The organism is Saccharopolyspora sp. NPDC000995 (assembly GCF_053599315.1).
On sequence record NZ_JBSFLZ010000058.1, the window covers coordinates 1 to 24,616 of the forward strand.

General features: G+C 68.6%; 29 protein-coding genes and 2 pseudogenes. 17 read left to right on the forward strand and 14 right to left on the reverse strand.

Features of this window, described 5'->3' with window-relative positions; genetic code table 11:
• Nucleotides 1-311 precede the first annotated feature (311 nt).
• Entirely contained in the window at nucleotides 312-923 is a 612-nt protein-coding gene (locus ACWDKQ_RS19600; RefSeq protein ID WP_450140170.1) for an FMN reductase, read from the reverse strand.
• The gene (locus ACWDKQ_RS19605; protein ID WP_450140171.1) at nucleotides 920-2,017 is read right to left on the reverse strand and encodes an LLM class flavin-dependent oxidoreductase; all 1,098 of its coding nucleotides are present in this window, start codon (nucleotides 2,015-2,017) and stop codon (nucleotides 920-922) included. The genes ACWDKQ_RS19600 and ACWDKQ_RS19605 overlap by 4 nt, the downstream gene beginning before the upstream one ends.
• Before the next feature lie 431 nt (nucleotides 2,018-2,448).
• Between ACWDKQ_RS19605 and recQ the strand changes: the two genes are divergently transcribed.
• A complete protein-coding gene (gene recQ / locus ACWDKQ_RS19610; RefSeq protein WP_450140172.1) occupies nucleotides 2,449-4,299 on the forward strand; it encodes a DNA helicase RecQ in 1,851 nt (616 codons plus the stop codon).
• Between the two features lie 27 nt (nucleotides 4,300-4,326).
• Here the strand turns inward: recQ and ACWDKQ_RS19615 are convergent, their stop codons facing one another.
• The 5 genes from ACWDKQ_RS19615 to ACWDKQ_RS19635 form a co-directional block, all read right to left on the reverse strand.
• Nucleotides 4,327-4,605: a hypothetical protein gene (locus tag ACWDKQ_RS19615; protein ID WP_450140173.1), complete on the reverse strand. Its 279-nt coding sequence runs from the start codon at nucleotides 4,603-4,605 to the stop codon at nucleotides 4,327-4,329.
• The gene (locus ACWDKQ_RS19620; RefSeq protein ID WP_450140174.1) at nucleotides 4,569-4,982 is read right to left on the reverse strand and encodes an AMP-binding protein; all 414 of its coding nucleotides are present in this window, start codon (nucleotides 4,980-4,982) and stop codon (nucleotides 4,569-4,571) included. The genes ACWDKQ_RS19615 and ACWDKQ_RS19620 overlap by 37 nt, the downstream gene beginning before the upstream one ends.
• 95 nt (nucleotides 4,983-5,077) lie before the next feature.
• On the reverse strand, nucleotides 5,078-5,215 hold the full coding sequence (locus tag ACWDKQ_RS19625; protein ID WP_450140175.1) for a hypothetical protein: 138 nt from the start codon (nucleotides 5,213-5,215) through the stop codon (nucleotides 5,078-5,080).
• A 95-nt stretch (nucleotides 5,216-5,310) separates the two neighbouring features.
• Complete coding sequence (locus ACWDKQ_RS19630; RefSeq protein ID WP_450140176.1) at nucleotides 5,311-5,811, reverse strand: XdhC family protein; 501 nt, start codon at nucleotides 5,809-5,811, stop codon at nucleotides 5,311-5,313.
• A gap of 61 nt (nucleotides 5,812-5,872) precedes the next feature.
• Nucleotides 5,873-6,502 (reverse strand): class I SAM-dependent methyltransferase, encoded by a 630-nt coding sequence (locus ACWDKQ_RS19635; RefSeq protein ID WP_450140177.1) that lies wholly within the window; start codon nucleotides 6,500-6,502, stop codon nucleotides 5,873-5,875.
• 553 nt (nucleotides 6,503-7,055) lie between these two features.
• Between ACWDKQ_RS19635 and ACWDKQ_RS19640 the strand changes: the two genes are divergently transcribed.
• Nucleotides 7,056-7,721: a GntR family transcriptional regulator gene (locus ACWDKQ_RS19640; RefSeq protein ID WP_450140178.1), complete on the forward strand. Its 666-nt coding sequence runs from the start codon at nucleotides 7,056-7,058 to the stop codon at nucleotides 7,719-7,721.
• Here ACWDKQ_RS19640 and ACWDKQ_RS19645 read toward each other — a convergent pair.
• The gene (locus tag ACWDKQ_RS19645; protein WP_450140179.1) at nucleotides 7,657-8,211 is read right to left on the reverse strand and encodes an SRPBCC domain-containing protein; all 555 of its coding nucleotides are present in this window, start codon (nucleotides 8,209-8,211) and stop codon (nucleotides 7,657-7,659) included. The two genes, ACWDKQ_RS19640 and ACWDKQ_RS19645, sit on opposite strands and share 65 nt — an antisense overlap.
• Nucleotides 8,212-8,410: 199 nt before the next feature.
• Here ACWDKQ_RS19645 and ACWDKQ_RS19650 point away from each other — a divergent pair, with 199 nt between their 5' ends.
• Together ACWDKQ_RS19650 and ACWDKQ_RS19655 are read left to right on the forward strand one after the other, a co-directional pair.
• Nucleotides 8,411-10,900: an ATP-dependent Clp protease ATP-binding subunit gene (locus ACWDKQ_RS19650; RefSeq protein ID WP_450140209.1), complete on the forward strand. Its 2,490-nt coding sequence runs from the start codon at nucleotides 8,411-8,413 to the stop codon at nucleotides 10,898-10,900.
• Between the two features lie 98 nt (nucleotides 10,901-10,998).
• Nucleotides 10,999-11,349 carry a gamma-glutamylcyclotransferase family protein gene (locus tag ACWDKQ_RS19655; RefSeq protein WP_450140180.1) on the forward strand — a complete coding sequence of 117 codons (351 nt, stop codon included), beginning with the start codon at nucleotides 10,999-11,001 and terminating at the stop codon, nucleotides 11,347-11,349.
• 46 nt (nucleotides 11,350-11,395) lie between these two features.
• Here ACWDKQ_RS19655 and ACWDKQ_RS19660 read toward each other — a convergent pair whose 3' ends face one another.
• Nucleotides 11,396-11,752 carry an arsenate reductase family protein gene (locus tag ACWDKQ_RS19660; RefSeq protein ID WP_450140181.1) on the reverse strand — a complete coding sequence of 119 codons (357 nt, stop codon included), beginning with the start codon at nucleotides 11,750-11,752 and terminating at the stop codon, nucleotides 11,396-11,398.
• Between the two features lie 139 nt (nucleotides 11,753-11,891).
• On the opposite strand from ACWDKQ_RS19660, the gene ACWDKQ_RS19665 reads away from it, so the two are divergent.
• On the forward strand, nucleotides 11,892-12,158 hold the full coding sequence (locus tag ACWDKQ_RS19665) for a DUF3040 domain-containing protein (RefSeq protein WP_450140182.1): 267 nt from the start codon (nucleotides 11,892-11,894) through the stop codon (nucleotides 12,156-12,158).
• Nucleotides 12,159-12,180: 22 nt separating this feature from the next.
• On the opposite strand, the gene ACWDKQ_RS19670 is transcribed toward ACWDKQ_RS19665, so the two are convergent.
• Nucleotides 12,181-13,155, reverse strand: coding sequence for an aldo/keto reductase (locus tag ACWDKQ_RS19670; protein ID WP_450140183.1), 975 nt, complete (start codon nucleotides 13,153-13,155; stop codon nucleotides 12,181-12,183).
• Between the two features lie 161 nt (nucleotides 13,156-13,316).
• On the opposite strand from ACWDKQ_RS19670, the gene ACWDKQ_RS19675 reads away from it, so the two are divergent.
• The 6 genes from ACWDKQ_RS19675 to ACWDKQ_RS19700 all read left to right on the forward strand — a co-directional run bounded on the left by ACWDKQ_RS19675 (nucleotide 13,317) and on the right by ACWDKQ_RS19700 (nucleotide 17,334).
• Nucleotides 13,317-14,174, forward strand: coding sequence for an NAD(P)-dependent oxidoreductase (locus ACWDKQ_RS19675; RefSeq protein WP_450140184.1), 858 nt, complete (start codon nucleotides 13,317-13,319; stop codon nucleotides 14,172-14,174).
• Between the two features lie 232 nt (nucleotides 14,175-14,406).
• Nucleotides 14,407-14,712, forward strand: coding sequence for a hypothetical protein (locus tag ACWDKQ_RS19680; RefSeq protein ID WP_450140185.1), 306 nt, complete (start codon nucleotides 14,407-14,409; stop codon nucleotides 14,710-14,712).
• A gap of 17 nt (nucleotides 14,713-14,729) precedes the next feature.
• The gene (locus ACWDKQ_RS19685; RefSeq protein WP_450140186.1) at nucleotides 14,730-14,876 is read left to right on the forward strand and encodes a hypothetical protein; all 147 of its coding nucleotides are present in this window, start codon (nucleotides 14,730-14,732) and stop codon (nucleotides 14,874-14,876) included.
• A gap of 249 nt (nucleotides 14,877-15,125) precedes the next feature.
• A complete protein-coding gene (locus ACWDKQ_RS19690; RefSeq protein ID WP_450140187.1) occupies nucleotides 15,126-16,301 on the forward strand; it encodes a thiolase family protein in 1,176 nt (391 codons plus the stop codon).
• A 220-nt stretch (nucleotides 16,302-16,521) separates the two neighbouring features.
• On the forward strand, nucleotides 16,522-16,896 hold the full coding sequence (locus tag ACWDKQ_RS19695; protein ID WP_450140188.1) for a Zn-ribbon domain-containing OB-fold protein: 375 nt from the start codon (nucleotides 16,522-16,524) through the stop codon (nucleotides 16,894-16,896).
• A 210-nt stretch (nucleotides 16,897-17,106) separates the two neighbouring features.
• Entirely contained in the window at nucleotides 17,107-17,334 is a 228-nt protein-coding gene (locus ACWDKQ_RS19700; protein ID WP_450140210.1) for a maleylpyruvate isomerase N-terminal domain-containing protein, read from the forward strand.
• Here the strand turns inward: ACWDKQ_RS19700 and ACWDKQ_RS19705 are convergent.
• Nucleotides 17,285-17,440 (reverse strand): hypothetical protein, encoded by a 156-nt coding sequence (locus ACWDKQ_RS19705; RefSeq protein ID WP_450140189.1) that lies wholly within the window; start codon nucleotides 17,438-17,440, stop codon nucleotides 17,285-17,287. The genes ACWDKQ_RS19700 and ACWDKQ_RS19705 overlap by 50 nt on opposite strands.
• A gap of 104 nt (nucleotides 17,441-17,544) precedes the next feature.
• Between ACWDKQ_RS19705 and ACWDKQ_RS19710 the strand changes: the two genes are divergently transcribed.
• Nucleotides 17,545-17,868, forward strand: coding sequence for a GTP-binding protein (locus ACWDKQ_RS19710; protein WP_450140190.1), 324 nt, complete (start codon nucleotides 17,545-17,547; stop codon nucleotides 17,866-17,868).
• A 46-nt stretch (nucleotides 17,869-17,914) separates the two neighbouring features.
• Here ACWDKQ_RS19710 and ACWDKQ_RS19715 read toward each other — a convergent pair whose 3' ends face one another.
• A complete protein-coding gene (locus tag ACWDKQ_RS19715) occupies nucleotides 17,915-19,009 on the reverse strand; it encodes an alpha/beta hydrolase (protein ID WP_450140191.1) in 1,095 nt (364 codons plus the stop codon).
• 157 nt (nucleotides 19,010-19,166) lie between these two features.
• On the opposite strand from ACWDKQ_RS19715, the gene ACWDKQ_RS19720 reads away from it, so the two are divergent.
• Both ACWDKQ_RS19720 and ACWDKQ_RS19725 read left to right on the forward strand, forming a co-directional pair.
• Nucleotides 19,167-20,294, forward strand: a complete 1,128-nt coding sequence (locus tag ACWDKQ_RS19720) for an alpha/beta hydrolase (RefSeq protein WP_450140192.1) — start codon at nucleotides 19,167-19,169, stop codon at nucleotides 20,292-20,294.
• A 424-nt stretch (nucleotides 20,295-20,718) separates the two neighbouring features.
• Nucleotides 20,719-20,853, forward strand: a complete 135-nt coding sequence (locus ACWDKQ_RS19725) for a hypothetical protein (RefSeq protein WP_450140193.1) — start codon at nucleotides 20,719-20,721, stop codon at nucleotides 20,851-20,853.
• A gap of 127 nt (nucleotides 20,854-20,980) precedes the next feature.
• Here ACWDKQ_RS19725 and ACWDKQ_RS19730 read toward each other — a convergent pair.
• Nucleotides 20,981-22,165: pseudogene (locus ACWDKQ_RS19730) on the reverse strand (IS1634 family transposase); the annotation flags it as partial.
• Nucleotides 22,166-22,314: 149 nt separating this feature from the next.
• On the opposite strand from ACWDKQ_RS19730, the gene ACWDKQ_RS19735 reads away from it, so the two are divergent.
• Nucleotides 22,315-23,100 (forward strand): LysR substrate-binding domain-containing protein, encoded by a 786-nt coding sequence (locus tag ACWDKQ_RS19735; protein ID WP_450140194.1) that lies wholly within the window; start codon nucleotides 22,315-22,317, stop codon nucleotides 23,098-23,100.
• A gap of 100 nt (nucleotides 23,101-23,200) precedes the next feature.
• Here the strand turns inward: ACWDKQ_RS19735 and ACWDKQ_RS19740 are convergent.
• Nucleotides 23,201-23,437 (reverse strand): annotated as a pseudogene (locus ACWDKQ_RS19740) (terminase gpP N-terminus-related DNA-binding protein); the annotation flags it as partial.
• On the opposite strand from ACWDKQ_RS19740, the gene ACWDKQ_RS19745 reads away from it, so the two are divergent.
• Both ACWDKQ_RS19745 and ACWDKQ_RS19750 read left to right on the forward strand, forming a co-directional pair.
• Nucleotides 23,436-23,645 carry a hypothetical protein gene (locus ACWDKQ_RS19745; RefSeq protein WP_450140213.1) on the forward strand — a complete coding sequence of 70 codons (210 nt, stop codon included), beginning with the start codon at nucleotides 23,436-23,438 and terminating at the stop codon, nucleotides 23,643-23,645. The pseudogene ACWDKQ_RS19740 and the gene ACWDKQ_RS19745 sit on opposite strands and share 2 nt — an antisense overlap.
• A 4-nt stretch (nucleotides 23,646-23,649) precedes the next feature.
• The gene (locus ACWDKQ_RS19750; protein WP_450140195.1) at nucleotides 23,650-23,877 is read left to right on the forward strand and encodes a hypothetical protein; all 228 of its coding nucleotides are present in this window, start codon (nucleotides 23,650-23,652) and stop codon (nucleotides 23,875-23,877) included.
• The last annotated feature ends 739 nt before the right edge of the window (nucleotides 23,878-24,616 follow it).

Genomic DNA, 24,616 nt, shown 5'->3' on the forward strand with positions numbered 1-24,616 from the left:
GTATTCGTTGTACGCGGCGGGTTCGCTGGTGGCGGGGATGGCTCGCGGAGTCGTTGGCAGCAAGGCGCCCTTCGCGCCGGGAGATCAGTTTTGGTTTCGGGAAAGGCGTTGTTCGAAGGGAATCGGCAACCTGGTTCCCCTCGCCCATTCCGCCAGCCCGGCTGCTCGACCACCACCCCGACGCTCAGTCCGCGCCAGGCCGCCGGAGGCCCGACCCGGTTCGCCCGCGATCGAATCAATGGTCACGGCGGTGCGAGTGACACGCTGGAACAGGTGCCATCGCCCCGCCGCTAGCCGGCCTGCGTGGGGATTCAGTTCTGGGTCTGGGACAGGAGCTGCTCGAAGGGGATCGGTTCGTCGAAGGCATCGGGCCTCGGTGGAGCCGGGCGGCGGTCGACGAGGGCCGCGAACTCGCCCGCTGCGCGGTCGATCCGGTCGGCCAGGGGCGCGCCGTCGCCCGACGAACCCCAGTCCTCCGACGCCGCGTACACCGCCGTCGGTACCACCACTGCCCGCAGATAGCTGAACATCGGGCGCATCGCGTACTCCAGCGCCAGCGAGTGGCGCGGCGACCCGCCGGTGGCGCCGATCAGCACCGGCTTGCCCAGCAGCGATTCGTTGTCCAACACGTCGAAGAACGACTTGAACAGCCCGCTGTAGGACGCCTGGAAGATCGGCGTTACCGCGATCAGCCCGTCGGCCGCGGCCACCTGGTCGAGCACCTTCGGCAGCTCACCGCCGGGAAAGCCGGTGACCAAATTGTTCGCCACGTCCTTGGCGTGGTCGCGCAGCTCCACGACCGCGACCTGCGGCGGCTCCGCCAGCGCGCGGCCGGTCGCCGCCGCCAGCCGGTCGGCCAGCAGCCGGGTCGACGACGGCTGGCTCAGGCCCGCCGAGACCACTACCAGGTTCCGCTCGCTCATTTCGCTGCCTGCGCTTTCTTCGCTTCCTTCGCGGCCAGCAGCGACGCGTGCGTCGGGGCGTCCGGCACGTGTGCGGGCCGCATCGACTCGAATTCCTTGCGCAGCACCGGAACGACCTCCTCGCCGAGCAGGTCTAGCTGTTCCAGGACGGTCTTCAGCGGCAGCCCAGCGTGGTCCATCAGGAACAGCTGGCGCTGGTAGTCGCCGACGTTCTCGCGGAAGCCCAGGGTCCGGTCGATGACCTCCTGCGGGCTGCCCACCGTCAGCGGCGTCTGCTCGGTGAACTCCTCCAGCGACGGCCCGCCGCCGTACACCGGCGCGTGGTCGAAGTACGGGCGGAACTCGCGGACCGCGTCCTGGGAGTTCTTGCGCATGAACACCTGGCCGCCGAGGCCGACGATCGCCTGGTCCGCCGAGCCGTGCCCGTAGTGCTCGAACCGCCGCCGGTACAGCTCCACCATCCGCTGGGTGTGCTCCTGGGGCCAGAAGATGTTGTTGTGGAAGAAGCCGTCGCCGTAGTAGGCGGCCTGTTCGGCGATCTCCGGGCTGCGGATGGAGCCGTGCCAGACGAACGGTGGCACTCCGTCCAGCGGCCGCGGGGTCGAGGTGAACGACTGCAGCGGGGTGCGGAACTTGCCCTCCCAGTCGACCACGTCTTCCCGCCACAGCTGGTGCAGCAGGCGGTAGTTCTCGATGGCCAGCGGGATGCCCTGGCGGATGTCTTGACCGAACCACGGGTACACCGGCCCGGTGTTGCCGCGGCCCATCATCAGGTCGACGCGGCCGTCGGCCAGGTGTTGCAGCATCGCGAAGTCCTCGGCGATCTTGACCGGGTCGTTCGTGGTGATCAGCGTGGTCGAGGTGGACAGGACCAGCCGCTCGGTGCAGGCCGCGACATAGCCGAGCATGGTCGTCGGCGAGGACGGCACGAAGGGCGGGTTGTGGTGTTCGCCGGTGGCGAAGACGTCGAGCCCGATCTCCTCAGCCTTGAGCGCGATCCGCACCATGGCCTTAATCCGCTCGTTCTCGGAGGGCGCGCGGCCGTTGGTCGGGTCGGTGGTGACGTCACCGACCGTGAAGATCCCGAACTGCATGTGAACTCCCTCGCTGACCAGATCTCGTTTTGGTACAAGATTCAACTATTTCCACGAACGATTCTGTCCTGCGAGTTGTTCCCGATGCGTGCCCTACCGCCCCGGCGGGACGCACGTCACACCAAATCCCGGCGCTCACCGGCACACCGACGCATGTCGGGCCTGCCGGAACCCACTTCTAGTCCGGGATGCTGCTAAAACCTGCCTGGCTTCGTCTCTGAAGCGGCGCAGCCGCTTAGCCCCCCAAGCAACTCCCGCCGCGGGTCTCAGACCGTGCCCACCCCGTCGGGGCTCTTGGTGAGGCCAGTCCCCGATGCCGCGTATTGGGACATGCACAAATCGGGGATTCCGGAGACCAGACAGCGTCTGAGTTCCGCCACCCGCACCGCCACGCAAAACGAGTTCGGAGACAGGTTCTAAATTTAAGTAAGATGCGCGCCGTGGCTTCCCCCGATCTTGAGGTGACCGACGCCCAGCAGGTCCTGCAAAGGGTGTTCGGCTACGACTCCTTCCGCGGCTCCCAACAGGAGATCGTGGATCACGTGATCGGTGGTGGCGATGCTCTAGTACTGATGCCCACCGGCGGTGGCAAGTCGCTTTGCTACCAGATCCCGTCGCTGGTGCGTCCCGGCATCGGCGTCGTCGTCTCGCCGCTGATCGCGCTGATGCAGGACCAGGTCGACGCGCTCAGAGAGCTCGGTGTGCGGGCCGGCTTCCTCAACTCCACCCAGAACTACGAGCAGCGTCGGCAAACCGAGGACGCGTTCGTATCCGGCGACCTCGACCTGCTCTACCTGGCACCGGAGCGCCTGCGGCTGGACTCGACGCTGGACCTGTTCGACCGCGGCCAGGTTTCGGTGTTCGCCATCGACGAAGCCCACTGCGTCGCACAGTGGGGCCACGACTTCCGCCCCGACTACCTGGCGCTTTCGGTGCTGCACGAGCGCTGGCCGTCGATTCCCCGCATCGCGCTGACCGCCACCGCCACCCAGGCGACCCGCAAGGAGATCGCCACCCGCCTGGAGCTGACCGGGGCCCGGCACTTCGTCTCCGACTTCGACCGGCCGAACATCCAGTACCGGATCGTGCCGAAGAACGACCCGAAGAAGCAGCTGCTGCAACTGCTGCGCACCGAGCACACCGGCGAGGCGGGCATCGTCTACCGGCTCTCCCGTGCCGAGGTGGAGCGGACCGCAGAGTTCCTGGTGGCCAACGGGATCAACGCGCTGCCCTACCATGCGGGCCTGGACAAGGAGGCCCGAGCTGCCCACCAGGCCCGGTTCCTGCGCGAGGACGGCCTGGTCATGGTCGCCACCATCGCCTTCGGCATGGGTATCGACAAACCCGACGTGCGCTTCGTCGCACACCTCGACCTGCCCAAGTCGGTCGAGGGCTACTACCAGGAGACCGGCCGCGCGGGCCGCGACGGGCTGCCCTCGACCGCCTGGATGGCCTACGGCCTGCAAGACGTGGTGCAGCAGCGAAAGCTGATCGAGCTATCCGAGGGCGACGACGCACACCGCCGCACGTCGTCGCGGCACCTGGACTCGATGCTTGCCCTGTGCGAGACCGTCGAATGCCGCCGCACGCAGCTGCTCGCGTACTTCGGCCAGGACTCTCCAGAGGCCTGCGGCAACTGCGACACGTGCTTGGCTCCGCCGGAATCGTGGGACGGGACGGTCGCGGCGCAGAAGCTGCTGTCGACCGTGGTTCGCCTGGCCCGCGAACGCAACCAGAAGTTCGGTGCCGGCCAGATCATCGACATCCTGCGCGGCAAGAAGACCGCTAAGGTCGAGCAGTTCCGGCACGACTCGCTGAGCGTGTTCGGCGTCGGCGTTGACCTGAGCGACAACGAGTGGCGCGGCGTGATCCGCCAACTGCTGGCCCAACGCCTGCTGTCGGTGGAAGGCGACTACGGCACGCTGGTGCTCACCGAATCCAGCGGCGAGGTGCTGCGCCGGAACGACCCGCGCAAGGTCATGCTGCGCACCGAACCCAAGCGCGTCGCCGCCCCAGCCGCCAAGCCCAAGGCCCCCAAGCAGGCCGCGCAGGACATGCCGCCGGAGGCGGAGCCGGTCTTCCAACGGTTGCGTGCCTGGCGGGCGGCAACCGCCCGCGAGGAGAACAAGGCACCGTTCATCATCTTCCACGACTCCACGCTCCGGCAGATCGCCGCGTCGCAACCGTCCACCCTGGACGAGCTGGGCGGCATCAGCGGCGTGGGCGAGCAGAAGCTCGCCAGGTACGGACAGGCCGTGATCGACGCCCTCGCCGAGCAGTGATCCGCTACGAGGCAAGGCATTCGAGGATCAGCGCCTGAGCTCGCCGACGACGATCCCCAGCACGGCGCCGGTGGCGATGAAAATCCACCGGCGTACAGGGTCGTCGCGCACCGCCTCGCGCCCGGTCATCGCTGATCGCTGCAGCGGTTTGGCCATCTGCTCCCGCTGCAACGGGTGGGACGGGGGTTTCCCTCGGCGGTCCGTGTTGTGCAAAACCTCGCCGGACGCCCGCCCGTCGTGCGCCCGGTGGTGCACCGCCCCAGCCGCCGTCACCGCCCACGGGAGCATGCCGTTGGTGTGGAACATCGGCAGCGTCCACAGGTAGCGCGAGGCCGTGTCAGTTTCGCGTGGTAGGCCATCGCCAACGCCTGCAGGTAGGCGCCGCGGTGGTAATACATCACGCCCTTCGGGCGGCCGGTGGTTCCGCTGGTGTAGTTGATCGACACCAGCGAACGCTCGTCGGCCACATCCACCCGGTGCGGTTGCGCCGCGTCGCGGAGCGCGTCGTACTGGCGGGAATCGATCACCAGGAGGCCGAGGCCGGAATTCGCCTCGTCGAACAGGTCCCGGAACTCGGTGTCCACAATGGCCAGTTTAACGCCGCTGTGTTCGAGGAGGTACGCGATCTCCAGCGCGTCCAAGCGGGTGTTCAGCGCGACCAGCACCGCGCCGGCCAACGGCACCCGTAGCGCGCCTCCAGCAGCACGTGCGTGTTAGGCGAGAGCAGAGCGACCCGGTCGCCTGGTCGAACTCCGTGCGCGGCAAGCATTCCGGCAAGCTACTGGGCGCGATCCCAAAACTCCGCGTAGCTATAGCGCTGCGCGCCCTCGACCACCGCCGGGCGATCGGCGAATGCCTCCGCCGCGCGCTCCAAAAAGGACACCTGCGACAGTTCCCAAAACGCGATACCGCTCACCAACGCACCCTGCCGGCCAGCTCCGGAACACTCCCGCGCCAGGCCGCTGGGTGCCCGGAGCACAACCACGTCGCACCGGGGAAAGCGAGAGTCGTTCAGAAGGCGAAGCCGCCGGGCTTGCCGTTGCGGTCGGCCAGCAGGCCCGCGAGGGTCGCGATGGCGATCTCCGGCGGAGTCCGGGAACCGATGTTCAGGCCGATCGGCCGGCGCACTCGCTCGATCTCGGCAGCCGGGACACCGAGCTCCTGCAGCGCGGCAACGTGCGGGCCGACGTGGCGCGGATTGCCCATGATGCCAACCCAGCGGACGTCGCGCTTCAACACGTCCCGCAGCACCGGACCGAGTTCCGGTCGGTGGTGGTCGGTGACCACCACGTCCGCGTCGGCCCCCAGACCCGGCACCGCAGAAACCGCGTCGAGCCCGGCCGCGCGCTCGCCGTCCGGTTCGACCAGCAACGTCCGGAAGCCGAGTTCCCGGCCGTAGCGCAGCAGGAATTCCGCCACCGGCGAGGCGAAAACCGCCACCAGCGCACGGCCACCGGTGGCTGGGTCCGGAACTTCACCGTGCGCCACCGCGCACGCAGAATCCTCGGTCATCCACCCAGTGTGCCAGCCGCGCACGGCTGGGGCCACCTCCCCAGATGGTCCGATGTGGACGTCAGAGCCGGGTGGCGGTGGCCAGCCAGGCGGGCACGTCGACGTGGGCGCCGCTCTCGACATCGAACTTCTCCGCGCGCTCACCCCGCGCGACGCCCCGGTAGGCGGTCAACCGGATCTTCTCTAGCCGCCACCCCTCACCGGCGAAGGCGTCGTGCAGCACCGCTTCGGGGATGCGCGGCCCGAAACTGGGTTCGACGTCGGCCAGCGCCAGGACGTGCACGGTCGCCCCGGGGCGGCACACGCCGTGCAGGCTGCGCACGTACTTTTCGCGGTCTTCCGGCCCGAACACGTGGAACAGCGCGCTGTCCACAACGGTGTCGTACGGCCCTCCGGTCAGCTGCAGCGCATCGGCGACGTCGAAGCGGGCGTCGACGCGCTGGTCGGCGGCGTTGGCCCGGGCTTTCTCGATTGCCAGGGCCGAGAAGTCCACCCCCTGCACGTCGTAGCCCAGCTCGGTCAGCAGGATCGTGTGCTCACCAGCACCGCAGCCGGGATCGAGCACTGCGCCGCTGATGCCGCCGGCCTTCTCCAGCTCGACGATCGCCGGCTGCGGCTCGCCGATCACCCAAGGAGCGGTGTTCTCCTCGTAGGCGGCGTCGAACACCGAGCGGTCCACCGAAGTCTGCATACCCGTACCCCTTCGAGACTGCCTGCTCTACCGACGACAGCTTGAAACTTCGACCTAACTGGAAGTCAATCCCCCATCGCACGATTGCCCCCGAAGGCCCAGCCGACAGGCCCGAATACCTGTGGAGCGACTCTCGCCTGGCCCGAGCAAGATCACCGCCGCGCTCCGCGAGCACGACCTGAACCACGCCAGTTCGTGGTGCGGTGTCGGCGTGGTGGCTGGCGAACCGGCAAGAACTGCCACCCAGCGCCTCGTCCTACCGCAAAGATGACCATGAGCCCGGCCCGCACCACGACTTCCTTACCACGCCGTCCGCGAGGCAGGCGCGCGCGCTGGCACCCGGCTGACCGCCGAGGAAGGTGGATTGCGCTGCGAGCTGACCTCGGCCGACCCGCTCGACGAGCCCGCGCTGGCCGCGATCCCGACCGGTTGAGCTGCCGCCTCGGTCTCGACGACTTATAAAATGTAACTTGTAAGTCCATAGCTGGCCGATCCTCGGCTGCGCGGGCGATGCGGGATACTCGAAGCAGATCGACTAGCCGAAGGACTGGGGATGTCAGGGCCGAACCGGCCGCCTATGAGCAAGGCGGACTACGTCTACAGCGTGCTGCTGCAAGAGATCCGCAGTGCGAAGATCCCCGGCGGCACCCAGTTGAAGGCAGCCCCACTCGCCCAGCGGCTGGGCGTGTCGATCACCCCGGTCCGGGAGGCCCTGCGACGCCTGGAAAACGACCGCCTGGTCAGCTACCAGAGCCACCACGGCGCAACCGTGATCGACCTCAGCGACGACGCGTTGTTCGAGTACTACAACGTCCGCGCCGTGGTCGAGGGACTCGGCGCCCGACTGGCCGCCGACCGGATCGGCCCGGAGCAGCTCGCCCGGCTCCGCCAACGGCACGAGGCCATGGTCCGCGATGCCGCCGAGGGCAACCGGTATCGGCTCGGCGAGCAGAGCCAGGAATTGCACCTGGCGATCGCCGACATCGGCGGACCGGCCTTCCTCGGTCAGCACGCGCGCGCGGTCCGCAACAGCTACCCGGTGCCGACCGATGCGTTGCCCTGGCTTGACGCGGAGCACACCCAACGTCACCTGGACGCCCACGCCAAGCTCCTCGACGCGCTGGAAGCGGGCGACGGCGAGACAGCAGAGCGGATCATGATCGACCACGTCCGCTCCGCCGGCACCTACCGCGTCGGCCAGCGGAACTCGGAGCACTAGTGCCAAGGCCGTGAAGTTTGGCGGTTGTGTTGATCGTCAAGGGTCTAGCGATGTGAGGATGTCGAAGTCGATGGTGGCTTTGTAGCACCCGGCCGCCCAGGATGGACGATTTCAGTTCCAGGATGGCGAAGTCGTGGTCGGCGCGGATGTTGGTGAAGATCAACCGGCAGCCGTCCGGGCCGTCTGCCGCCAGCTCCCAGCGCAGGACGTCCGCGTCCCACGTGTGCACCAGCAGGTTCGGCGGATCGAACCGGGTGCTCCGCCCTTTCCCCGGCGGGAGGTCGTGCCCCTGCTCCGGCGCGAAGGCCAGTTCGGCGCCGGCGGCGAAGTCCAGGCGGCTGCGGTCGTAGTCGAGGATCTCCACGAACCACGCCCTTAGCTGCGCCGGATCGGTGATCGCCCGCCACACCTTCTCCTGCGCGTGCCCGAGCCGACGCTCGAACCGCAGCTCGTACGGGCCGTCGTCGAGCTGCCGCAGCTTCTCGTCCATCCCGCCTTCATCAGCACATATTCCATTGAAAGAATATTTTCAGAGGACCATATTGATCGCGACGGGATGCGACAAGTGGTGACGCGCACCACTTGTGTGACTGGATGGAATTACTTCGGACCGACTGACGTTGGTTGATATAACCAGACTCAAGGAGATGGCGGTGAAGGCCAGCAACACCGTCGCGAGGAGGTTAGGAATGGCGACGTTCTTCGGACCGGCAGGCGGCCCGTTCGACGAGTACTTCGCGCGCTTCTTCGGTGCCGACGACGCCGCACCGGGCTCGCGCCGGATCGACATCACCCAGCTGATGACCGAGCAGGCTCAGCAGCTGCTGAGCGGCGCCGCGCGCTTCGCCCGGGACCGCGGGCAAACCGACTTGGACGCGCTGCACCTGCTGTGGTCGGCCGTGCACGAGACCCCGACCCGCGAGCAGTTGGCGCAGGTCGGCGTGGACGTAGAGGCGTTCGCAGCGCAGGTCGAGGAACACCTCCCGGCGGCCGGCGAGGCGGTCGGCGACCGGCCGGTCGCGTTGACGCTAGCGGCCCGGACGGTGCTCGCCGACGCGCACCGGGTGGCCCGCGCGCTCGGCTCCACATACATCGGCCCGCACCACGTCCTGCTGGCGATGTCGGCGAGCCCCGACTCGGAAACCGGGCGGCTGCTCAGTGCCGCCGGCGCCGGGCCCGAGGCGCTACGCGCCGCGAGCCAACGTCCCCGCACCGAGCAGGACCAGCCGCGCGAGAACAGCAACACCCCCACGCTCAACCAGTACGGCCGGGACCTCACCGCCCGCGCCCGCGACGGCGAGCTGGACCCGGTGATCGGTCGCGCCGACGAGATCGAGCAGACCGTCGAGATCCTGTCCCGGCGCACCAAGAACAACCCGGTGCTCATCGGCGAGGCAGGCGTCGGCAAGACAGCGATCGTCGAGGGCCTGGCCCAGCGCATCGCAGCCGGGGAGGTGCCGCGGGTGCTCTCCGGCAAGCGCGTGGTCCAGCTCGACCTGCCCGGGATGCTGGCCGGCACCCGGTACCGCGGCGACTTCGAGGAGCGGATGACCAAGGTCATCGACGAGATCTCGGAGCACAGCGGTGAGCTGATCGTGTTCATCGACGAGCTGCACACCGTCGTCGGTGCCGGCGGCGCCGAAGGCGCGATGGACGCGGGCAACATGCTCAAACCCCGGCTCGCCCGCGGCGAATTGCACGTGGTCGGCGCGACAACGCTGGACGAGTACCGCAAGCACATCGAGAAGGACTCAGCCCTGGAGCGCCGCTTCCAGCCGGTCCAGGTGCCCGAGCCGAGCGTGCCGGACACCGTCTCTATCCTTCAGGGCCTGCGCGAGCACTACGAGGCGCACCACCAGGTCCGCTACACCGACGACGCGGTGCAGGCCGCGGCGCAGCTGTCCGACCAGTACATAAACGACCGGTTCCTACCGGACAAGGCGATCGACCTGATCGACCAGGCCGGTGCGCGCAAGCGGCTGTCGACGGTGGCGCCGGACGGCGCCGAGCTGCGCAGCCGGATCGAGCGGCTGGAGCAGGACAAGGACGCGGCGGTCGCCGCGGAGGATTACGAGCGGGCGTCCGCGCTGCGCGACGAGATCAACGAGGAGCAGGGCGCGCTTGGCGACCCCGGCGAGGCGGGGATCCTGGAGGTGACCGCCGAGGACATCGCCGAGGTCGTCGCGCGGGCGACAGGTGTGCCGGTCAGCCGCCTGACCGCGGCCGAGAAGGTCCGGCTGCAAGGGCTGGAGCAGGAACTGCACCAGCGCGTGGTCGGCCAGGACGACGCGGTGCGGGCGCTGGCCCGAGCGGTGCGGCGCTCGCGCAGCGGGCTGGGCGACCCCGATCGGCCGGTCGGCAGCTTCCTGTTCCTCGGCCCGACCGGCGTCGGCAAGACCGAGCTGGCCAAGGCGCTGGCCGAGTCCCTGTTCGGCGACGAGCACCGGATGGTCCGGCTGGACATGAGCGAGTTCCAGGAACGACACACCGCCAGCCGGCTCGTCGGCGCGCCGCCCGGCTACGTCGGGCACGGCGAGGCCGGTGAGCTGACCGAGGCCGTGCGGCGACACCCGTACTCGGTGATCTTGCTGGACGAGGTCGAGAAGGCGCACCCGGACGTGTTCAACACGCTGCTGCAAGTGCTCGACGACGGCCGGTTGACCGATGGCCAGGGCCGCACCGTCGACTTCACCAACACGGTGTTGATCATGACGAGCAACCTCGGCTCTGAGGTCGTCTCCAGCGCCAGCGGCAAGATCGGCTTCACCGCTTCGGACGCCGACCCAGCGCTCGACGAGCGGATCATGCCCCGGCTGCGCGAGGCGTTCCGACCGGAATTCCTCAACCGCATTAACGAGATCGTGGTCTTCAAACGGCTCGACGGCGAGCAACTTCACACGATCACCCGGATGCTGCTGGAGCAGACCGTGCGCCGGCTGCGAGCGATGGGCATCGGCGTCGAGTTCGACGCGGCGGCGGTGGCCTGGATCGCCGAGCGCGGCTACCGGCCCGAGTTCGGGGCCCGGCCGCTGCGGCGGGCGATCGAGCGGGAGGTCGACGACCGGATCAGCGACCTGATCCTGGACGGCGAACTGACCGAGGGAGCCGAGCTGCGGGTGTCCGCGGCGGGCGGCGAGCTGACCTTCCAGGTCGGCAAACCGGCCGCGACGGCGGCCTGACCCGGCACCGCAGGCGGGGCGGACGCGACGAGCGCCCGCCCCGCCTTCCGGCGGAAGAACGCAAGCACCGTCGCGTCGCAGGGACCGATCGGCGCATCATGGCAGGCGTGTCCGATCGCATCGCCGTCTACGGCACGCTCCAACATGGCGCGACCGCTTGGCAGTTGTTGGCACCGCTGGTCATCGGACCGGCGGTGCCGGCGTGGTTGCCCGGCACGCTGTACGACACCGCCAACGGCTACCCCGCGCTGAAGCTCGGCGAGGATTCCCGTGTGCCCGCACAGGTTTTCCGGCTGCGCGATCCGGAAAGCGCCTGGCCGGTGCTCGACGAGCACGAAGGACCGGAGTACGAGCGCCGCCGGATCGAACTCGACGGCGGGCCGTGCTGGGTCTACGCCTGGCGGGGCCCGGTCATCGGCATGAGCCCGCTCCCCCACGGCTGGCCGTAGACCGAATGCCCGGCGCGTTGGACAGTTTCTGGCAGCGCCAGGACGCTCAGGGCAGCACCGACTGCACGGCTTCCCGGGTCCGGGCGACGACCGTGGTGCCGTCGTCGGCCGTGATGATCGGGCGCTGGATGAGCTTCGGGTTCGCCACCAGCGCTTCGATCCACTGATCTCGGGTCGACGGCTCTCGGGCCCAGGTCTTCAGGCCGAGCTCCTTCGCCACCGGCTCGGCCGTCCTGGCGATGTCCCACGGCTCCAGCCCGAGCCGTTCCAGCACCTCGGCCAACTCCGCGGCCGTCGGCGGCTCGTCCAGGTACCGGCGCACGGTGTAATCCACCCCCGCCTCGTCCAGCAGCGACACCGCCGAACGGCACTTCGAACACGCCGGATTGACCCAGATCTCCATCGGAAACTCCCCTGCCACGACGATTGCGCGGACACAGGCTAACCGCGCCGCCCGTCACACGTGCCGATGGTCCCTTCACAGAAGAAGCCATCGTTGCAATACTTGTTCAACTAAAGGGATGAGCCGTTGGAGGTGGGCGATGCTTCCGAGGGATGAGCGGCGCCGCCTGCGGGAAATCGAACAGCAGCTCATCGGTGATGATCCCAAACTGGCCCGCCGGTTGACCGAGACCAGCCCGTGGCGGCGGCTGTGGGCGCTGATGTCGCCGCGGATGGCGCTGGTCTTGTTCGCCGCGATCATCGCAGTGGCGTGCCTGTTCCTAGGCGAAGGCGGTGGCGTATTGTCCGCCGGAGCGTTGGCCGCGATTGTGTTCCTCTCCCGAAACTGGCAGATCCACCTGGAATGAGCCCGGAATCTCCCGCTCCCGGTCAGGCCACGCCTTCCGGGCTGGCTCCTGCCATCGACACGCCGTCTGCGACGATCTGATCGATCTCCGCCAGCTCCTCGGCAGAGAGTTCGACGTCCGCCGCGGCGAGGCTGTCCTCGATGTTGCGAGCGCTGCGCGCACCGACGATCGCCACGTGCACTCCTGGCTGGGCCAGCACCCACGCGATGGCCAGCCGGCCGACCGAAATGCCCTTCGTCGCGGCGAGCTCCGCGAGGCGGTCGACGATGGTGAGGTTGCGGCGTAGCGGTTCGCCCCGAAATGCCGAGGATTGCGAGCGCCAGTCGTCCGGCTCGAACGTGGCGTCGACGGTCAGCCGCCCGGTTAGCAGCCCGCTGGCCAGCGGGCTGTAGGCGAGCACCCCGATGTCGTGCTCGCGGGCATAGGGCAGGATCTCCCGTTCGATCTCGCGCCGGAACAGGTGGTAAGGCGGCTGCAGGGTCTCGACCGGCCGGAAGCGGTCGAACTCGGCCAGCTGCTGGGCGTCGTAGTTGGACACCCCGACGTGCCGGACCTTGCCCTCTTCGACCAGTTCCTGCAGCGCACCGGCGGTTTCCTCGGCTGGTGTGCCGGGATCCGGCCAGTGCACCTGGTAGAGGTCGACGTAGTCGAGCCGCAGCGCCCGCAGGCTCTCCTCGATGCCCTCGCGCAGCCATGCCCGACCGGCATCGCGCGGCCGGTCGCCACCGGGATCTATACCGCCCTTCGTCGCTATCACCAGGCTGTCGCGGTCCCTGGTCAGCTCGTCTCGAAGCGCGGTGCCGAGCACTTCCTCGGACCGCCCGAACCCGTAGGCCTGCGCGGTGTCGAACAGGTTGACGCCGAGCTCGCGCGCGTGCCGGATCGCTTCGATGGCGGCGCGCTCGTCGAAGGACCCCCAATCCCCGCCGAGCTGCCAGGTGCCGAAGGCGATCCGGGACACGGTCATGCCGGTCCTGCCCAGGATTGTTTCACGCATGCCCCCATGACACCGCAGCCGGTGGGGGCCCGCACGCCGATCACTGTCCACAGTAGCCAACTGAACGGTTTCCGTTTCCCGCTGTTAGGGGGTTGTGCGGCGCGAACCGGCGAGCGGTAGCACAATCGCCATGAGTTCACCTCCGTCGGTAGGAGAATTCGATGAACTCTGTGGCATTCCTGGGCACCGGCACGATGGGTGCCCCGATGGCGCGCAACCTGCTGGGAGCCGGTTTCCCGGTCCGGGTTTGGAACCGCACGCGCGCCAAGGCGGCACAGCTGTCGACCGATGGCGCGACCGTCGCGGAGACGCCGGCAGAAGCCGCCCGGGGCGCTGACGTGCTGATCACGATGCTGTTGGACGCGCCCTCCACTGTCGCGGCGGGCGAAACAGCAGTCCCCGCCCTGGCGCCGGGCGCGGTTTGGGTGCAGATGGGCACGATCGGGCTGGCAGGTCTGGCCGAAGTACATGCCACCGCAGGCGGAGTGACGCTGGTCGACGCGCCCGTGCTGGGCACGAAACTTCCGTCGGAACGCGGCGAACTCGTCGTGCTGGCCGCAGGGCCGACCGAGGTGCGCGATCGCGTGCAACCGCTGTTCGACGCCATCGGGCAACGCACCCTCTGGCTCGGCGAGGACGCCTCGGCCGCGGCCGCAACACGGCTGAAACTCGTCGTCAACCACTGGATCCTGACGCTCACGAACGCGGTGGGCGAGGCGATCGCGCTGGCCGGCGCGCTGGGCGTGGACCCCGCGGACTTCCTGTCCGCGATCAGCAAAACGACGACGGATTCGGCATACGCGCACATCAAAGGCGCAGCCATCATCAACGGCGACTTCACGCCGGCGTTCGCGTTGCACGCCGCGGGCAAAGACGCGGAGCTGATCGCCGAGGCCGCGGGCGATTCGGTGCGGCTCGACCTCGCCGACGCAGTACGGGAACGGTTCCGGCGGGCCAAGGCGGCCGGTCACGGCGACGAGGACATGGCCGCCGCCTACTTCGCGTCGTTTTACGAGTGAAACCCGAATTCCTCGAAGCGTGGGCGCCACCGAGCCATCGTTGACCTTCCCCGCGGGCGGCTGACAGCATCGTGCTCGTGCCCGGACGCATCGCGTTGCCCTGGCGCCTGCACGCCGATCCGCGACGGCAGGCCAGCGCCGCCTGTCGTCCCCGCTGAGTTCCTCGCGCTGAATCCTCGCAAACTCCGTTCGGGGCTGTTCTCTCCTGCCCGCGTGCCGTTCTCTCGCAACGATGAATCAATCGACCGTGCGTCGTCGTGATGTCCTTGCTGTCCTTGCCCTTTCCATCACCTCTGCCGGTCTGCTCAGCGCCTGCACGAGCGGTCGGGACGACCCGGCCCAGGCGCCGGTGCCCGCGCCCGTCGACGCCGGACGACTGGCGCAGGTGACCCTGCGCGTCGGCGACCAGAAGGGCAATTCCCGTTCCCTGCTGCGGTCGGCCGGTCTGGACGACGGCCGGGGCGCGCGCCGTGCGCCGAGGACAGTTCCTCGCGCGGGCACCGCCTTCGTCGGCAGCCACGCCGAGGTCCGGACCTGATCGAGGAGTACCACGCGGTGGGCATCGAGGAGTTCGTGCTGTCCGGCTACCCGCACTTGGAAGAGGCGTACGCCTTCGGCGAAGGAGTGCAACCGGAACTGGCCCGCCGAGGCCTTCTCGTGTCGGCCGAGTCCCCGGCACCCAAGCGGGCAACTGCCAGGTGATCTGACCGCAATTTGGTCATTCACAACTCCGGGATCCCACAGCCGAGAAGACCGCTTAGAGTTCCGCCACTCGCACCGCAACGTAAGAAAAGGATGGGAAACGCTCATTTAGACCAGGGCGTCGATTTCCATTGAAATCGGGGCCAGTACGGTGTCTTGCGTGGTGGAGGGCGGGCGCGTCATCATGGCGGGAAGATTTTGGACCAATTCGGTCCGAAATCTCTCCGGTGCCGCGCAGAGGAGGCAGCGTTGACGGGCTCCGCAATGCGCCAACCGGTGATCGCCGGTCTTGGCATGACCGAACTGGGCAAGGTCTACGGCCACACCGCGGGCCAGTTCGCCGCGGACGCCGTGCGCGCCGCCGCCGCCGACGCCGGGCTCAATCTGTCCGATGTGGACGGCATCCTCGCCAACTCCGGGGTGTCCGGCGGCGTCGACATCTGGACGATTCAGCAGGAACTTCAGATCCGCGACCTGCGGCTGCTGACCGAGATGCAGGCGTTCGGCTCATCGGCGGGCTCGATGCTCGCCTACGCCTCGATGGCCGTGCAATCCGGCATGGCCGACACCGTCGTGTGCGTTTTCGCCGACGCGCCCCGCCAGCCCGGCAAGGGCAGCGCTACGGCCTACACCGGGCGGCGCGAGCTGACCGGCTTCGAAGGCCTACTCGGCGCAAGTGGCCTGACCAGCGTGAACGCCATGTACGCTCAGGCAGCCCGGAGGCACATGAACACCTACGGGACCACCTCCGAGCAGCTCGGCGCGATCGCCGTGGCACAACGGGAGTGGGCCGCGCGCAACCCGTTGGCGCAGTTGCGGGAACCGATCACGCTCGCCGACCACCAGGCGTCGCGGATGATCGCCGACCCGTTGCGGCTGCTGGACTGCTGCCTGGTCAGCAACGGCGGCATCGCCGTCCTGGTCAGCTCCGCCGACCGCGCCGCCGACCTGCGGCAACCGCCGGTGCACGTGCTCGGCTTCGCGCAGTGCCACCCCAACTACCCGGCCGCGCGAGGCAGCGAATTGGGCCTGGTCAGCGGGGCGGCGCAGGCCGGTCCGGCCGCGTTGAAGATGGCCGGGTTGTCGAACTCCGACGTCGACGTCGTCGAGCTGTACGACTGCTACACCTTCACGGTGCTGATCACGCTGGAAGACTACGGCTTCTGCGCCAAGGGCGAGGGCGGCGAGTTCGTCGCCTCCGGCGCACTGGCGCCAGGCGGAACCCTGCCGGTCAACACCGGCGGCGGCCAGCTGTCCGCCTACTACATGTGGGGCATGACCCCGCTGTCCGAGGCGGTGATCCAGGCCCGCGGCCACGGCGGAGAACGGCAGGCACCGCGCAACGACGTAGTCCTGGTCAGCGGCAACGGCGGCATACTCGCCCACCACTGCACCGTCGTACTCAGCCCGAACTCCCCCGATTAGCGAGTGCCTCAAAAGTGGTTTGCGTAGCAGGGCGGTAGCGGAACCTCAGGCGCCATCTCGCCGTGGGATTCCCGACATCATGAATGCCACGCCAATACACCACGTCGGAGCTGTCCCCGCGAGACAGCCCCTGAGAACCCACGCCGGTGCAAGCTAAATCCACACCGCGAGCGGCTACCGCCGCCTATGAAAAAGACCATCGCTGCATTATGGAGGAACCGTGATCTCCGTTGCCCGCAACGAGGAGTCCGCCGCGTTCTTAGACGGCAGCGCCCGCGGCGAACTGCTCGTCCGGCGCTGCCCGCGGTGCCCGCTGGTCATCGCGCCCAACGTGCCGCAGTGCCCGGCCTGCGGCTCCACCGAGCTCAGCTGGCTACCCGCGAGCGGCGCCGCGGCGCTGGTGACCTGGACCTTGGTGCCCGTTCCCGGCGGCGGCCACGTCGTCGCCGGCATCGTCGAGCTCGCCGAAGGGCCCTGGCTGCACGCGCGGATCCTCGACGTCGCGCCCGAGGACCTCGCCGAGGGAATCGCGCTCAGCGTAGGCTTCGAGCTGCATGATGACGGCGAAGCCGTGCCGGTTTTCCACTCCGCCTGACCGGATCGCGCTTCACAGGTGGCGTGCTGTGGGACCATTGCGGCCCCATATGCCGCTCACGAGGACAGGCGCCGGATGCTCACCGAACTGCTGGACGACCTACGGCGCAAGCGCGGACCTGGACACGATGGTCGCCGGGCTGGCCCCGGAAGCAGTTGGGCGACGCGCACGCTGGCGGCCGGGTAGAGCATCGCCCACCAGATCGCGCGCCTGGGCTGGACCGACGGCAAGTCGCTCCTCGCCGTCACCGATCCCGACGAGTTCGTACGGCAGCGCCGGGAATCCGAGCACATCGGCGTGGACGCCGGAGCCGCGGAAGGTGCCCGCGCCGAGCCCGGCGAGCTGCTCGCGCACTGGCGCGCGGGACGCGACCGGCTGCTGGTCGCGCTCACCGCCACCCGGTCGACGGTCGCCTGGTCTGGTACGGGCCGCCGATGAAGCCCGCGTCGATGGCCACCGCGCGGATCACGGAGACCCGGACACACGGCCAGGTTGCGCCCTTCCCCGGCGTCACGCGCGACCCCACCGCGCGGTTGCGCCACATCGCACACCTGGGCGTGCGAACCTTCGGATTCTCCTTAAAATCACGTCCGGCTACTCCCTGGTTGATCTGGCTGACATCCTCGGCATCGGTGCCTTCACCGCATCGTGCGCCCGGCCTGGCTGGATGAGCAGAAGCACTTCCACAACCCGGCGGTGGCCTCCGTCGGCGTCGAGTTGGAGGACTACTTCGACGAGTCCGCCCTGCGCGCCTGGCTGTCCGACCTGACCGCCGAGCACGGCGACGACCTGTACCAGTTCAAAGACGTCGTCGCGGTCCGCGGCGACGCGCGGCACCACGTTCTGCAGGGCATTCACCGGATCTTCGAGCCGCCCGGCGAACCCGCGGCGCCGCCACGGGTTCTCAGACTCGTCTGGCGAGGACAGCCCCGGAGCCGCGTTTGGACATCCCGGAGTCCAGCTGGCGTCTGAGGTTCCGCCACCCGCACCGCCACGCAGAAAGACTCTGGCGAACAGATCATCCCGGGTTTAGGCCAAGCCGATGGGAGATCCACGGCAGAGCATCAGCGAAGGCGGTGCGCCAGACGTCGAAGGTATGCTCGCCGCCGGGGATCACCACCAGCTCGGTGTCGATCCCGGCCAGGCGGGACATCTCGGCTAGCCTGTGCACGGCCGCTCGCGGTTCCGGATCGTTGTCGCCGACCACGAAGAAGCCATGCAGTCCGGGAAACCTGCGGTGGGTCAGCAGCCAGGACGGCTCATGGGCGTCGAAATCCTGCTGCGAGCCGCCGAACAACGCATCGGCAGTCCCCGCCGGGTCGTTCACGTCGCCATCGCGCGGGCCGAGCAAGCCGCCGAAGTCCCCGAAAGTCGCGAACACATCGGGATGGCGCAACGCGAGCATGATCGCGCAGCTGCCGCCTTCGCTGAGCCCCGCCACCGCCCAGTCCCGTCCGGGGTCGCGGGTGAGGAACCTGCTGTGCACGAACTGGGGGACGTCCTCGGTCAGGTAGGTCTCGGCGTTGCCGCGGGCGCTGTCGACGCATTCGGTGTCCGCGAAGACACCGCCGTTGACATCGGGGATCACGACGATCGGCGCGACGCCACCGTGCTGGGCCGCCCACCGGTCGGCGGTCCGCTGCGCCGATCCGCCGTCCAGCCAGTCCGTCGGGCTGCCCGGAGTGCCGTGCAGCAGGACGATCACCGGCAACCTCGGCCGCGGGCTGGCGAACCACGCGGGCGGCAGGTACAGGTTGGCCGGGCGTGCTTGGAATCCGGAGGCCCGGCCAGGGATGTCGACGGTGACCACGATGCCGGACGCCGGCGGTGCCATCTGGGCGTTGAGCATCGCCAGGGAACCCTCGCTCTCCTCGGCCACCCCGAGCGCCTGAGCGAGCGTCAGGTAGTAGCCGAAGTACGCGTTCACCCCGACCAGCGCGTTCAGCGCGAGCGCGGCCACGACGAGCGGGACGAGCAGCCAGCGCGCAGCGCGGTCACGGAACCGCCACATCAGCACCACGAGCAACAGCAGCGCTGCGGCCAGCAGCAGCACGCGCACCGGCCAGAAATCGACCAGTGAGAGATCCGCGCAGAAATCGGCCAACCACGGCATTCCCGGCAACCTCCCAGAATCCCGACACCGACCGATGTGGACGCCCGCCAGCGTACCTGGGGTTTTCCCGGAACGAACCGGAAAATCGGGCCATACGGACGAAATAGCCGGACAACACAGCGGTTCCACCCGATGGGTAATAATCGTCTTCGTGCGGGTGGCATTGACGAGTGGCATAGGCACGGGACCGCAGCTCCCCGCTTCGGTCACCGAACAGGCGGGCGGGCGCAGCCCACTGGAGTCCGTGGTGCTGATGGGAGCTCTCGCGCTGCTGGCCATTGGTGCGATCGTTGTCGTGAAGCGGCGAAAATTGCGCAGAATCGCCTATTCCGCCCCGGTTCTGCTGGCGCTGCTGACATGCGCGGCCGGGGTCAACAGCTACGTCGGCTACGTTCGGTCGCTCGACGACTTCGGTCGGTTGCTGATGCTCGCCAGCGGCGGCAACAGCGACACCGAATCAACTGCGGTTCGGCCGAACCTGGTGCCGGGCGGCGTGCGAGTGACCGACGTCTCGCTGCCCGATCCGCGGCTGGGCATCCCGACCGGCCGCACCCGGGTGCTGCTGCCGCCCGGATACGACGACCCGGCGCGGGCCAACGACCGCTATCCGGTGGTCTACCTCGTGCACGGCTACCCCAGCGGCGGGCCCGACGACTGGCTCGGCCCGGGTGGCGCGGTGCAGACCCTGCAGGCGCTGTCGGACGCCCGCGCCGCGCGGCCGATGATCGTCGTCGCGGTGGACGCCACCGCGGGCACCGGCACCGACTGGGAGTGCCTGAACGTGCCGGGCGGCCCGCAGCTGGAGTCGTACCTGACCACGACCCTGCCGCAAGCGATCGACGCCCGGTTCCGCACGCTGCCCGACCGGGGCGACCGGGCGATCGGCGGGATGAGCGGCGGCGCGTTCTGCGCGCTGAACCTGGCGCTGCGCAACCAGAACACCTACTCGGTGATCTTGGCCAGCGAGCCCTACGACGACCCCGACACCACCTTGCTGGACGGCCACCCCGACCTGCTGCGCGCCAACACCCCGCGCGATTACCTCCCAACGTTACCGCTGACGCGACCGCTTTCGGTGATGCTGCACGCCGGTGTCGTCGCACACTCCGACGTCGACCTCGCATACCGGCTCGGCAACCAGCTCTCCGCCCACGGCGCGAACGTCGCGGTGCGCACCGAACCGGGCGAATGGCACACATGGCGCAACGCCCGCATCGGCCTGCCCTACCTGCTGACCTTCGCCGCAGAGAACTTCACCGCCGAGCAACCACCGGCACACCACTGACAGAACCACCGTTTCCGCACGTCAAAGCCCCTGACGCGCGTCTAGTCGCCATGGCGGCTGTTGGAGATGTGGCGTTGTCGCGGCGCCGCGAGTGCCCCGAAGCACCAAGGCCCTTAACGCGCCCTCGCGGGCCCGGACCACCCGAACTCGCCGGGGCAGTGCCGGTGATTGGTGAGGCGAACGGACCATTCACCACGCCTATTTACGCGAACAGTCCGTTCGCTTCACACCAACGACCGCACGTATGCCACCGGCCCACGATGAGTTCCCAAGCGGGCCCTGCGGCACCCAGAAACACCCGCAGGCCCTGAGCAGTAGGAACGATGGCCGATCCGGGCGCGTAGCCACCGGGTCCAAGCACCGTTGCCGGTGTGCGCGGTCACAATCTGGCGATTGCTTCCGCCCATTGACGCGCCGGGGGCCCATGAGCGAGATCGCCGAGTTCCGCTGTCATGTGCTCGCGCAGCCGGAGACGGCGGAGGGCAAGCACTTTCGCACGCCCGCCGACGCGGTGCGCGCCAGAGCTTCGCCTCGATCGACGAGGACGGCGACCACGTGATTGCCCTCGCTTGCCGAAGCCGAGGCGCCGGCCGCGGCTGCCGCAGATTCCGGCATCGTCGAGGAGGTGCGGCTCTTCGACGGCCCGGTGGCGGGGCGTGTCACTAGGCTTCGGAAATCGGTGCTGGTCATCCGGGTGCGGCCTCGATGACCAGAGGGGGCGGGTTGATGTCGAGTGCGGTGAACAGTGCTGTCTGCGTGGGGGTGAGGTCGGTGCGGCGGCGGAAGACGCCGGCTGGGCCGGTGAAGGTGCCCAGGCGGATACGGTCGAGGTCGCGGCGCAGGTCGGGCCAGCGGCGGCCGGTGCGGTTCTCGGCGACGCGGATGAGCAGCAGACCCAACCAGCAGAGCAGGACGTGGGCGCGGATGCGGTCTTCGCGGCGGTGGTAGACCGGCCGCAGATCCAGCACCGTCTTCATGTCGCGCCAACCGCGTTCCACTTCGAGTAGTTGCTTGTAGCCCAGCGCGATGTCCTCGGCTGACAGTCTCGGATCCGAGCAACGCAGCAGGTACTTGCCGTCGAGGTTGGCCTCGCGTTTGATCGCGGCCTGATCGACGCGTAGCAGCCCGCCCGCGGTCAGGCGCAGGTAGCGGTTGAGGTGCTTCTTGGTGGAGATCACGCCGCGTAGCTCGGCCCGTTTGGTCTTGTGTAGCTTGTCGGAGTCGGTGATGAGTTCGGTCAGGGTGCTGACATGCCGCTCGCGGGTGACGCGGTCGCGTTCGGCTTCGTCGGGGCCCGAAGCAGATCACGAAGCGATCGTCGGCCAGGTCCGGATCGAGGCGGACTTCCTTGATCTCGAGGTTGTCGCGGACCTTCTGGTAGCGGCCCTGAGGTGACAAGGCGGTGTCGGCCGCGGCGGTGCCGCCGCGCAGCTTCTCTCCGAGGATGTGGTGCCCGCCGCCCTGCTGCAGATACCGGCGGTTGGCTTCGGAGGCGAAGCCACGGTCGCCGACCCAGACGATCCGGGCCAGGTTCCACTCACGTAGCTGGTCACGGACCTGGCGGATCACAGCGGAATCGGCGGTGTTGCCGGGCCAGGACCAGCAGCGCACCGGGATCCCGTCACGGCTGACCGCCATCCCCACGATGACCTGCGGCAGGTCGTCGCGGTGATCTTTGGAATTGCCGAACGCACGGAACCCTCGCCCGCGGCCGCAGGAGCATCCGGCTCGACCCGCCTGCCGTGCTGATCGCGTGACACCGCCTCGTCGGCTTGCCCGGTCTCGAAATAGGTGCTGGGGGTATCGAAAAACAGCAGGTCCACCTCGAGATTAAGCAGGTGTGCCACGGAGAAGTAGACCTCGCGGGCCAGCACCGGACCGCCGCGATCATCAGTCAAAATTGTTCTGAACTACCGCCCACCTGGCTACGCACGATGCGATGTCGAGTCCTGGCCGTAAGCCTCGTCAGCGGTCCACCCGGCGGGCACGCCCGCTTCCAGGACCCGGGTCAGCCTCTGCCATGGCCCCCCGACGCCGGCGGGGGTGCGGCTCGCCGCCGAGGCTCGGGTACTCCTCGACGCGGTGGATCAGCTCGCCGAGCGCGCCAGGTCTGAGTGCGCGGGAGGACGCGCAGACCCTGCGCCTCGGGGTGCTCGGGTTCGGAGCGGGGCAGAGGTGGGATGACCTGCACGAGTCGCTGAGCGCTCAGGTGCCAGGCTTGCGCATCGACCACGTCGACCTCGACTGGGCCACGCAACATCACGCCGTGCTCGACCGCACCGTGGATGCGGGGATCGTGTGGCACGCCGGTCCGGTGGACGGGTTGCGGTCCGACGTCGTCCTGTCGTCACCCCGCGTCGCGGTGGTGCCGACCCGGTCGCTGCTCGCCGACGCCACATCGCTGACCATGGACGACATCGCTGACGGGCCATGGCTGGCGACTCCACCCCTGAGCCCGGTGATGCGCGATTGGCTCGGGCCTGCCGCCGAACCGGCGCCGAGCGCACCGGTCGTCCGTCATCCGGCTGCCACCCCGACCGCCGTCGCCACCAGCGGATACATCGCGCTTGCCCACGAGGTGGCACGCGACTTCTATCCGCGCCCTGACATACGGTTCGTTCCCTTGGAGGCAGAGGCCCCTCAGATCGCCGTCGTCACGCGAGCCGACGACGAGCGGCCGACCATCGCCGCCCTCCGGCGAGCGGCGGGCTTCGCCCGCGGCGGCCTCGCGCCGACTCGGTTGACCACAGCAGGACAAACAGGGACATGGCGGCACCCAGGACGTTCACCAATGCTCGTCCAGTAGGACACGTAGGCCGTTTCAACGGTCACTGCGGCTGCAGTGCACGCGCACTGCAGCCGCAGTGACCGGCCGGAGGCGTTGCTCGGTGTGGATGGCGTGCTGTTCATCGGGCGTCACCTTCCCGGGGCTGGCCTTGGGTGTCGCGCATGGTGACGCCGCGCTCGTGCAGGCGTTGGCCGACGGTGCCGGCGGCGACGTCCATGCGTGCGGCGATCCGGGCCAACGACCACCCTTGGTTGTAGAGCCGGACCGCGTCGTCGATCTGCTCCTCGGATAGACCACGCTGGCGCATTGCCACGCCGTGGCGGTGCAAGATCGCGCTGACGGTGCGGCGCTCGATGCAGCAGAGGCTGCTGGTGGTGGACCCGACCACGCGGCGCAACGGGTTCGACCGGCTCAAGGATCCGGCGAAGGCTGCGACGCTGGGCAAGTTCAAGGCCCGCCTGGCGCACCTGCAGGAGCTCGACGATCTGGGCGCCACCAGGTGTGGTTGCAGGTGTTCCGCCGGGCAAGATCGCCCAAGTCTGCCGCACGACGGCGCGGGGTGACGTGGTGACCATGTTCTGCAAGCGCATCGCGGTCATCCAAAAGAAGGCCCGCGAGCAGCTGGAGGAGCTGCAGGAGGCGCACCGGGCGGAATCCCAGCGCCTGCTGGGACCGCACCTAGACGTGCCAGGTATGCCTCTCGGCCGGGCTCGGCGCAGAGGCCAACCATCTACAGCAGCCGCCATGAACCAGATGAGGCCAGGCGGTAGCGAGCAACTGCAGCGCGCTCGCTGATGCCGGCGGTGCCGCAGCGGGTTCACCCGGGGGTTCCCCAGCGGGTTCGGCCTAAGGCGGCACCCACGACATCCCGTGTTTGTACTGGTCACCCTCTTCTGGGCCAGGGTCGTGGCTTCCCAGACTCCCGCGCGGCATGGCAAAACCGTAGAGCTGCTCCCCACGCAAACCCGCATTTTTGCGGGTTTGCGAGATACGGGTGCTGTCTACGTAGTGCCACCGATGTTTGCGTATCCGGGGCTAAAGACACTGATGACAACCGATAAGCAGATCCGTCAAAGGCCAAACCATGCTCCCTCTGTCCCATCCCGACCGAATCGAATCGGATTCGCCGCGCCCCCGACGTTCGTCGCACCCCTCCCGGCCGAGCGCCACGGAGGTACTGCGGTACGGCGAGCGCTACGCGGACGTCCGTGACCAGCGCCTCGCATGCACCTTGGTCCTCGAGGATGCGATGGAGGAACGCGAGGAGATTTCGGCTCACGATCGCATCACCTGCCACGTTCACCGTCGCTGGGCACACGAATGCATAGCCTCGCCGATGCATGTCATCCCCGTCACCGGGCACCGCTGGTGCCGCCCCTGCGAGGCCGAGGCATCCGTCGCGGTCGACGAGGTGACCAGATCGGTGACCGTAGTGTGCACGTGGTGCCGCCAGACCCCCGAGACGGCGGCAACCCGGCAGATCACCCGGACCTGCCAAGCCAGCCTGGCCGCTGCACACGAAAGCCGCCGAGCC

Excerpts from the sequence above, each read along its gene's own strand:
- ACWDKQ_RS19645 (WP_450140179.1), bottom strand. The coding sequence starts at position 8,211 with ATGGACGAGAAGCTGCGGCAGCTCGACGACGGCCCGTACGAGCTGCGG.
- ACWDKQ_RS19680 (WP_450140185.1), top strand. The coding sequence starts at position 14,407 with ATGAATCAATCGACCGTGCGTCGTCGTGATGTCCTTGCTGTCCTTGCC.
- ACWDKQ_RS19650 (WP_450140209.1), top strand. The coding sequence starts at position 8,411 with ATGGCGACGTTCTTCGGACCGGCAGGCGGCCCGTTCGACGAGTACTTC.
- ACWDKQ_RS19635 (WP_450140177.1), bottom strand. The coding sequence starts at position 6,502 with ATGCAGACTTCGGTGGACCGCTCGGTGTTCGACGCCGCCTACGAGGAG.
- ACWDKQ_RS19725 (WP_450140193.1), top strand. The coding sequence starts at position 20,719 with ATGAGCGAGATCGCCGAGTTCCGCTGTCATGTGCTCGCGCAGCCGGAG.
- ACWDKQ_RS19615 (WP_450140173.1), bottom strand. The coding sequence starts at position 4,605 with ATGTTCCACACCAACGGCATGCTCCCGTGGGCGGTGACGGCGGCTGGG.
- ACWDKQ_RS19745 (WP_450140213.1), top strand. The coding sequence starts at position 23,436 with ATGCAGCAGAGGCTGCTGGTGGTGGACCCGACCACGCGGCGCAACGGG.
- ACWDKQ_RS19640 (WP_450140178.1), top strand. The coding sequence starts at position 7,056 with ATGTCAGGGCCGAACCGGCCGCCTATGAGCAAGGCGGACTACGTCTAC.
- ACWDKQ_RS19735 (WP_450140194.1), top strand. The coding sequence starts at position 22,315 with ATGGCCCCCCGACGCCGGCGGGGGTGCGGCTCGCCGCCGAGGCTCGGG.
- ACWDKQ_RS19655 (WP_450140180.1), top strand. The coding sequence starts at position 10,999 with ATGGCAGGCGTGTCCGATCGCATCGCCGTCTACGGCACGCTCCAACAT.
- ACWDKQ_RS19670 (WP_450140183.1), bottom strand. The coding sequence starts at position 13,155 with ATGCGTGAAACAATCCTGGGCAGGACCGGCATGACCGTGTCCCGGATC.
- ACWDKQ_RS19600 (WP_450140170.1), bottom strand. The coding sequence starts at position 923 with ATGAGCGAGCGGAACCTGGTAGTGGTCTCGGCGGGCCTGAGCCAGCCG.
- ACWDKQ_RS19675 (WP_450140184.1), top strand. The coding sequence starts at position 13,317 with ATGAACTCTGTGGCATTCCTGGGCACCGGCACGATGGGTGCCCCGATG.
- ACWDKQ_RS19705 (WP_450140189.1), bottom strand. The coding sequence starts at position 17,440 with ATGTGGCGCAACCGCGCGGTGGGGTCGCGCGTGACGCCGGGGAAGGGC.
- ACWDKQ_RS19660 (WP_450140181.1), bottom strand. The coding sequence starts at position 11,752 with ATGGAGATCTGGGTCAATCCGGCGTGTTCGAAGTGCCGTTCGGCGGTG.
- ACWDKQ_RS19630 (WP_450140176.1), bottom strand. The coding sequence starts at position 5,811 with ATGACCGAGGATTCTGCGTGCGCGGTGGCGCACGGTGAAGTTCCGGAC.
- ACWDKQ_RS19605 (WP_450140171.1), bottom strand. The coding sequence starts at position 2,017 with ATGCAGTTCGGGATCTTCACGGTCGGTGACGTCACCACCGACCCGACC.
- recQ (WP_450140172.1), top strand. The coding sequence starts at position 2,449 with ATGCGCGCCGTGGCTTCCCCCGATCTTGAGGTGACCGACGCCCAGCAG.
- ACWDKQ_RS19715 (WP_450140191.1), bottom strand. The coding sequence starts at position 19,009 with ATGCCGTGGTTGGCCGATTTCTGCGCGGATCTCTCACTGGTCGATTTC.
- ACWDKQ_RS19665 (WP_450140182.1), top strand. The coding sequence starts at position 11,892 with ATGCTTCCGAGGGATGAGCGGCGCCGCCTGCGGGAAATCGAACAGCAG.